This is a genomic window from Kitasatospora sp. NPDC057542 (genome assembly GCF_042801945.1).
Classification (GTDB): Bacteria; Actinomycetota; Actinomycetes; order Streptomycetales; family Streptomycetaceae; genus Kitasatospora.
Window position 1 is genome coordinate 1 of record NZ_JBHVFE010000435.1, and the last position, 7,708, is coordinate 7,708.

At 69.8% G+C, this 7,708-nt stretch carries 6 protein-coding genes; 5 read left to right on the plus strand and 1 reads right to left on the minus strand.

Going from position 1 to position 7,708, the window contains the following annotated elements:
- From ACFU7Y_RS35575 to ACFU7Y_RS35590, 4 genes are all read left to right on the plus strand, one after another.
- Positions 1 to 853: M20/M25/M40 family metallo-hydrolase (locus ACFU7Y_RS35575; RefSeq protein ID WP_380770838.1), on the plus strand; the 853-nt coding region annotated here is incomplete at its 5' end.
- A gap of 23 nt (positions 854 to 876) precedes the next feature.
- Positions 877 to 2,310 carry a M1 family metallopeptidase gene (locus ACFU7Y_RS35580; RefSeq protein WP_224280762.1) on the plus strand — a complete coding sequence of 478 codons (1,434 nt, stop codon included), beginning with the start codon at positions 877 to 879 and terminating at the stop codon, positions 2,308 to 2,310.
- 632 nt (positions 2,311 to 2,942) lie between these two features.
- Positions 2,943 to 4,412, plus strand: a complete 1,470-nt coding sequence (locus ACFU7Y_RS35585; RefSeq protein WP_380770839.1) for a phosphatidylinositol-specific phospholipase C domain-containing protein — start codon at positions 2,943 to 2,945, stop codon at positions 4,410 to 4,412.
- Positions 4,413 to 4,498: 86 nt separating this feature from the next.
- A complete protein-coding gene (locus ACFU7Y_RS35590; RefSeq protein WP_380770840.1) occupies positions 4,499 to 5,674 on the plus strand; it encodes a transposase in 1,176 nt (391 codons plus the stop codon).
- Between the two features lie 489 nt (positions 5,675 to 6,163).
- Here ACFU7Y_RS35590 and ACFU7Y_RS35595 read toward each other — a convergent pair whose 3' ends face one another.
- A complete protein-coding gene (locus ACFU7Y_RS35595) occupies positions 6,164 to 6,643 on the minus strand; it encodes a hypothetical protein (protein ID WP_380770841.1) in 480 nt (159 codons plus the stop codon).
- Positions 6,644 to 6,951: 308 nt separating this feature from the next.
- Between ACFU7Y_RS35595 and ACFU7Y_RS35600 the strand changes: the two genes are divergently transcribed.
- The gene (locus ACFU7Y_RS35600) at positions 6,952 to 7,605 is read left to right on the plus strand and encodes a hypothetical protein (protein ID WP_380770842.1); all 654 of its coding nucleotides are present in this window, start codon (positions 6,952 to 6,954) and stop codon (positions 7,603 to 7,605) included.
- Positions 7,606 to 7,708: the final 103 nt, after the last annotated feature.

Here is a 7,708-nt window from a genome sequence, read left to right on the forward strand (position 1 = left end):
GGCCCCGAACGGGCCGGCCCCCGCCGCGCCCACCGTCACGGCGGTGGAGGTGATGCCGCACCTCCAGGCCCTGCAACGGATCGCGGACCGCAACGGCGGCAACCGCGCGCACGGCACCCGGGGGTACGCGGAGTCGGTGGCGTACGTGAAGCAGGCCCTGGACCGGGCCGGCTTCCGGACGCAGCTGCGCCACTTCTCCCACGACGGCAAGGACGGCTACAACCTGATCGCCGACTGGCCGGGCGGCGACCCGAACCACGTACTGCTCTCCGGCGCCCACCTGGACAGCGTCCCGATGGGCCCGGGGATCAACGACAACGGCTCCGGCTCGGCGGCCGTCCTGACCACCGCCCTGCAGGTGGCCAAGGCCAAGCTGAAGCCCGAGCGGCACCTGCGCTTCGCCTGGTGGGGAGCGGAGGAGCTGGGGATGGCCGGCTCGGCGGACTACGTCAAGAACCTTTCCACCGCCGACCGCAAGGCCATCGACCTGTACCTCAACCTCGACCAGGCGGGCAGCAGGAACCTCCAGCAGTACCTTGTGGTGAAGGACGCGAAGAACGGTGAGACCGCGGCCTTCCAGGCCTTCGAGAACTGGTTCGGCGCCCGGGGCCTCGCCACGTTCGACATCCCGCTGGACAGCTCCGACACCCAGTCGTTCGGGGACGCCGGCATCCCGTCGTCCGGGTTCAGCAGCGGCGTCTCGGACTGCCTCCACAGCGCATGCGACAACCTCGCCAACGTCGACCCCGCGACGCAGGCGACCAGCACCAACGCCCTGATCGGCGTGGTGTGGCAGTTCGCCACCAAGACACCCGCCACCCCCGCCACCACCTCCTCCCCCGTCCGGTCCTGACCACCCGTCCCCAGGAGCCGCAGATGCGCACACCACCGAGCCACCACCGCCGCAAGGCCGCCACCCTGGTGGCGGCCGCCACCGTCCTCGGCGTCGCCCTGGCCACCGTCCCCGCGGGAGCGGCCGGGGCCGGCGACCCCTACTTCCCCGACGACGGCAACGCCGGCTACGACGTGGCGAACTACGACGTCCGGATCGCCTACGATCCGGCGCAGCCCGGCCTGTTGAAGGGCGACACAACCGTCACCGCCCGGGCCCTGCGGTCGCTGGACCGCCTCTCCTTGGACCTCAAGGGCTTCCAGGTCGCCTCCGTCACCGTGAACGGCACCCCGGCGAAGTCGTTCTCCCGCTCCGGCGCGCACAAGCTGGACATCGAACCCGCCCGCCGGGTGTCCGGCGGCGCCACTTTCGCGGTGCGGGTGGTGTACGCGGGCAAGCCCGACCCCGAGGGCTGGCACCTGCTGGTGTCCGGCGGCGTCAACGCGATGGGCGAGCCGCACTCCGCAACCTCCTGGTTCCCTTCCAACGACCACCCGTCCGACAAGGCCACCTTCTCGCTCACCGCGACCGTCCCCGACGGCTGGACGGCCATCGGCAACGGCCGGCCCGGTCCGACCACCAGCGCGGGCGGTTCGACGACCTTCCGCTGGCGCGAGGACAAGCCGATGGCGACCTACCTCAGCACGGTCGCCATCGACAAGTTCACCGTCCACCGCTCGGAGCTGCCCGACGGGACACCGGTCATCACGGCCTACGGCCCGGACGTGCCGATCGACGAGACGGCCAAGGCGACCGAGGCCCAGCAGCCGGAGATCCTCGCCTTCCTGGCCTCGAAGTTCGGCCCGTACCCGTTCTCCTCCGCGGGTGCCATCGTCCGCAGCTGGCCCAAGGAGTCGGGTACGGGCGCGCCGGACCTGGAGACCCAGAGCCGACCCACCTACACCAACTACTTCTGGGACGCCGCGGCGGTCCACGAGATCACCCACCAGTGGTTCGGCGACAGCGTCTCGTTCACCGACTGGCGCGACGGCTGCATCGCCGAATGCGTCGCCCAGTACGCCAACCAGCTGTGGGAGGAACACAAGGGCTCGAACCTCGACACCACGTTCTACGCCCGCAACATCGAAGAGAACAGGAACAACCCGGCGTACTGGTCCACCAAGCTGTACGACCCCGGCCAGGGCAACGAGCTCGCCCCGGCCCTCTACTTCAAGGGCTCCCTGATGATGCACGCCCTGCGGCGCACCGTCGGAGACGACGCGTTCTTCGGCACCCTCAAGCGCTGGACCGCCGACCACGCCTACGGCAACGCCTCCTTCCCGCAGTTCGAGGCCCTGGCCGCGAAGGTGTCCGGCAAGGACCTCAAGGGCTTCTTCGACGCCTGGGCCCACAGCACGACGATCCCCCCGAAGGAATACCTCTACCCCGGCACCCTGGCCCCGCTGGCCGACAGTTAGAAGTCCGCTGAAGATGGGTCTGTACGGTCTTCGACTCTGGCGCACTTTCGGTAGTGACAACCGGTAATTCCCGCTACTTTGCAGTGATGCACCCGGGTCAGGCCGCGATCCAGCACCTGGACCCCGGGTCCGCCACAGGCCGGGACGGAGATCCCGGGCAGACGTCCGCGCGGCTCAACCAGCCGTTCTCATCAGCGGCCAGCCGGGCCTGGGACAGGGCCCGCACGCTCACCCGGCGACGTGCGCCAGCGCCTCCTGACTCAGTTTGGCGCCGGTGCGCAGGCGGAGCAGGCGTGCGCCGAACCCGCCGGTGGCCGGTGTGTCCGTCCCCATGGCTGCTGTGTCCCCGGTGCCGCGCGCGGGGTGGCCGGTCCGCCGATTCCGTCCGGCAGAAGTATGCCGGACGGTACTTCTGCCGGTGGAACCGCCTGGTCCGCCACCGGCCCGGCACGGTTAGCTGAGGGCGACCCGGACGGGGGCCCGACCAACCCCCGCCGGGCCGGTCCGTCGCCGCTGTGCCGCCCTCCCGTGTGCGGCCCGCCCGGCGGGCTCGGGGGAACCTCCAGACCTCCGGTCTTTGGCGTACCGCTCCCGCGGACGCCGACGGCCGCTTTCCACCAGGGAACTTCACAATGAGAACCAGTGGTGCCGTGCCCCGTCGGGGCACCGACCGCCGTGCTCGCCTGCTGCGCCTGTTCGCCCTGCCGGTGATCCCACTCCTCGCCCTGGCCTCGATGCTGACGGCACCCACGGGCGCGACGGCGGCGAGCAGCAAGTACGGGAACGCGCGCTACCACCAGTGGTCGTGGGTGACGTCGCACAACGCCTACGCCAACAACTGGAACGGGTTCCCCGTTCCGCCGAACCAGTCGCAGAGCATCCAGCAGCAGCTCGAGGGCGGCGTGCGGGGGCTGATGCTCGACACCTGGGACCCCAAGGGCACCGCGCCCGTCGAGATGTGCCACGGCAGTACGTCTCTGTGCTACGAGGAGTTCAAGTCGGGGCTCCTGACCATCGTGAACTTCCTGCAGAAGAACCCGCAGGAGGTGGTGACGGTCTTCCTGGAGAACTACGCCAGCCCGCAGACGCTCAGCAAGACGATCACCGACATGCTGGACGCCAAGGGCGCCGGCAAGCTGCTCTTCAACCAGAACGACTGGGGCATCTTCAGCAGCAACTGGCCCCGCCTGCGCGACATGGTCGCCGCCAACCAGCGCCTCGTGATCTTCCAGGACAGCTGGAGTGACCAGGCGGTCGGCTCCGGCACGCTGATGAACACCTGGACGCACACCGTGGAGAACCGGTACAGCTACGGCCTGGGGCAGCCGTACGGCTGCGAGCCGCGCGGGGAGAGCCAGCCACTGAACCAGAACCCCATGCCGGGGACGAGCAACCTGACCCCGCTGTTCACCATGAACCAGTTCAGCTCGGACAACCTCGACCCGGAGGCCTACGCCAAGATCGACAACGGGTCCCAGCTCAAGAGCCGCATCGAGAAGTCCTGCCGGCCCGCCGCGGGCCGCAACCCGAACTTCGTCGCGGTGGACCACTACCAGCTCTCCGACAAGTCGGGCAACACCCCGCTGTCCGTGGTCGATGAGCTCAACCGCGACAACTACGTCTTCGAGCCCGACCCGGCGGTGTGGGTCGTCACCGACTCCAAGCAGTACGTCAGCACCTACAACAGCAACCGGTGCATGGTGCGCGGTGACGAGTTCCCCGACGGCTCCGGCGGCCTGGTCACGCAGCGGGCCTGCGCGAACCCGGCGCCCAGCAGCCACCAGTGGACGGCCACCAAGCCGAACTACGACGGCAAGGGCTACTACTGGATCAAGGCGGGCAACGGCTCCTGCCTGACCGTCCCCTACAACAACGGCACACCGCCCGGCGACGGCACGCAGTTGTTCTGGTGGCCGTGCGAGACCCAGTGGTCCTCCGGCAACCAGCTGTGGAACGTCATGCCGACCAACATCGACAGCAACGGCAACTCGCGCGGCTACTACTTCATCAACCAGTGGACCGGCCGGTGCCTGACCCTGGACCCCGCGACCACCGGCGACAAGGCCGGCAAGGTCACCCAGGCCGCCTGCCCCAAGCGCTGACACCAGGCCGAAAGGACCGGTCCGGCACCGCCCCCGTGCGGTGCCGGACCGGTCCTTCCCGGCGTGCCTACCGGTACTCGACCGTGGTGACGAGGAAGAGCTATGCCGTCGCGGCCTGCGGGGCCGCGAAGCGCAGCCGGAGCCGGGTGGTGCCGGTGCGGTCGAGGCCGCTGGAGGGTGGTGCTACAGCTCGATGGCCGGCGACGTGGCGCGGCGGCGTCACTGGTCGCCTGCGGTCCACCGGCCGCCCCGTCTACGCCGTCAACCCGATGGCCGCCGCCCGCTACCGCGAGCGCCACACCGTGGCCCGAAAGAAGTCCGACCACCTCGACGCGATGGTACTGGCGAACCTCCTGCGCACCGACGCGGACGCCCACCGCACGCTGCCGGCAGACAGCGAACTCGCCCAGGCCGTCGCCGTCCTCGCCCGCGCCCAGCAGGACGCCGTCTGGGACCGCACCCAGGCCGGCAACAAGCTCCGCTCCCACCTGCGCGAGTACTTCCCCGGCTACCTCGCCGCCGTCCAGCCGATCACCGGCGGACTCACCGCGCCGCTGGCCCGCACCCTGCTGGCCACCGCACCGACTCCCGGCCAGGCCGCCCGACTCACCCGCGCCCAGCTGAAGGCGGTGCTCAAGCGCGCAGGCCGCCAGCGCGGAATCGACGCCGAGGTCGAGCGCCTGCACGCCGCCCTCCGCCTTGCGCAGATGCGCCAACTCCCGCTTGTCGAGCAGGCGATGGGCCGCCAGGCCCTGGCCCTGCTGGGCAAATTCGAGGCCGCCTGCACCACTGCGGACGACCTCGCCGAAGCCTCGGTCGAGCTGTTCGAGCAGCACCCCGACGCCGCGATCATCACCAGCTTCCCCGGCCTCGACGCACTCAGCGGCGCCCGGGTCCTCGCCGAGATCGGCGACGACCGCACCCGCTTCGCCGACGCCAAGGCGCTCAAGGCCTACGCCGGATCAGCGCCAGTCACCCGCGCCTCCGGAAAGAGCCACGCGGTCATGGTCCGCCGGGTGAAGAACCAGCGCCTGGCCGCGGTCGGCTACGTCTGGGCCTTCGCCTCGCTCACCGCGTCGACCGGCGCCAGGGCCCACTACGATCGCCGGCGCAAGGCCGGCGACCGCCACAGCTCCGCCCAGCGCAACCTCTACAACCGGCTCCTCGGCTGCCTCCACCACTGCCTCGCCACCGGCACGCCCTACAGCGAGACCACTGCCTTCCCTGTCCCGCCCAAGCTCGAACTGGCCATCGCGGCCTGACCTGCCGGGTCGCCACGTGCGGCCCTGCTTCGGGTTTGGGACGAAGCCGGTCAGTGCCCGCGCGGGGCGTACATGATGACGGCGACGCCGGCCAGGCACACCAGGCGCCGGTGACGTCGAAGCGGCCGGTAATCGGGCAAGGAAGCCCAACTCATCACCGTGCTGTAGTCGCTGCCCCCGGGGGAGTCGGCTGGGTGGAGAAGGCTGCCGTCAGTAGCGCCCCGTCCACGACCACCACCGCTGCCAGCACCCCGAGCACCGGCCACGCCCCGCAGCCACGCCCCGCAGCCACCCCCGTCAGCGCGCCCCTGAAACCCCGGGGGCGAGCGTAGTGGCGCACCCGGCGCAGCGGCGGGCGGTACGCGAGATCGCATCTGTCGCGATGAGATCCGTCAGCCAACGGCCGACGCGACGTACGTCTGTCGGTCCGGTCGGCGGGGCCTCGTCGCGTCATAGCCCGGGTCTGCCCGGCCTGCGCCGAGCCCCGGGTCAGGCGGTTGCCTCAGCGGCCTTCGGCGAGGGATTCTGGCGCTTGCGCCAATCACGCCAGGTGCGCCAGAGAAAAACCGGCCAGGCAATTGCCGCCGCTACACCGCCGACGGCAAAGGCCGTCACCAACAGGTAGGAGGAGCCGCCCCCTGTGCCAAAAACGCCGCCGTGGGCGCCGGAATCCAGCGCCGTGGCCGTTCCGCCGATCTGCAGGGAATCCGGTTCGTCGTACAGGAGGATGTCCGTGCGGACGGTGGCGCCATCCGCCGACGTCCAAGTCCCGTAGAAGTCACAGGACCCGTGGCTGCAGGTCGTGCGGGCGGCGGTGAACGTTCCGACGACCCCGCTGCCGCTCTGCGCCTGCCAGGCCGGCACGAGGTCGGGTGCGGCCTTGGTGATGCCGAGGACGGCGATGAAGGGAAGGCCGACCCAGAGGAATAGGGTCGTGCGCCAGTGGCGCTTTGCAGGGGTGTCGCTCATGACGGGGGAGCCTATGGTACGGGCCGTATTCCGCAAAATCATTTCAAGGCGCAAAATGCGCATCCAGGATATATTTCGCTCAGCGCATTGAATTCTTCGCCCGTACGCGCCAGGAATCCACCTGGAACTCGACCTCGGCCCCCTCACGGCCTACGCCGGATCAGCACCGATCACGCGAGCCTCCGGCAGAGACACGCGGTCATGGTCCGCCGGGCAAGAACCAGCGTCTGGCCGCGGTCGGCTATCTCTGGGCCTTCGCCTCCCTCACCGCGTCACCAGACGCCAGAGCCGACTACGACCGCCGGTGCATGGCCTGCGACCGCCACGCCTCCGCCCAGTGCAACCTCTACGACCGCTTCCTCGGCTGCCTCCACCACTACCTCACCACCAACACGCCCTACAGCGAAACCACCGCCTTCACCATCCAACCCAAACCCGCTCTCGCGGTGCTGTGGAGATCATCCACGGCCGACCGCGTCCAGGTGCGCCACGTCCGACTCCGCCATCACACTGACGTAGGAGGTGTTCGAAGCGGGGCGAGGACGGCCGGCTTCGACTTCGCCGGACCCGCCGTCCTGTACGCGATCACACACCGGGAGCTGGGCGCCCACAAGATCGGCATCACCGGGGTAAACGCCCGCACCGACCGGCTCGCGGTCCACCGGCGCCACGGCTGGGAGGTCATCCAAGTTCTCCACTGCGACAGCGGCGCCGAGGCATACCTGGTGGAGCAAGCCGCCCTTCGCCGGCTGCGCAATGACCTCGGCCTTGGCCAGTGCCTGACGGCCGCGGACATGCCGCAAAGAGGGGAGACTGAAACGGTGGACGCGGCCGCGATCTCCCTGCCTGCCCTTTGGCAAACAGTCACTACCGAGGCCACCCACCTGCACCGTGCCCCGACCCGCCGCCTACTTCCGGTCCCCGGCCCGTCCCCTCAGCCCGACGCCCTAGGGCCTGTGTGATGTCGTGATCAATATTGCGGTTTCGTGCTTGCTCGAAAGCGGGATCCGGTAGGACGTTGCGTGTGACACGTAGGCAACTCACCGACGAGCAGTGGACGTTCAT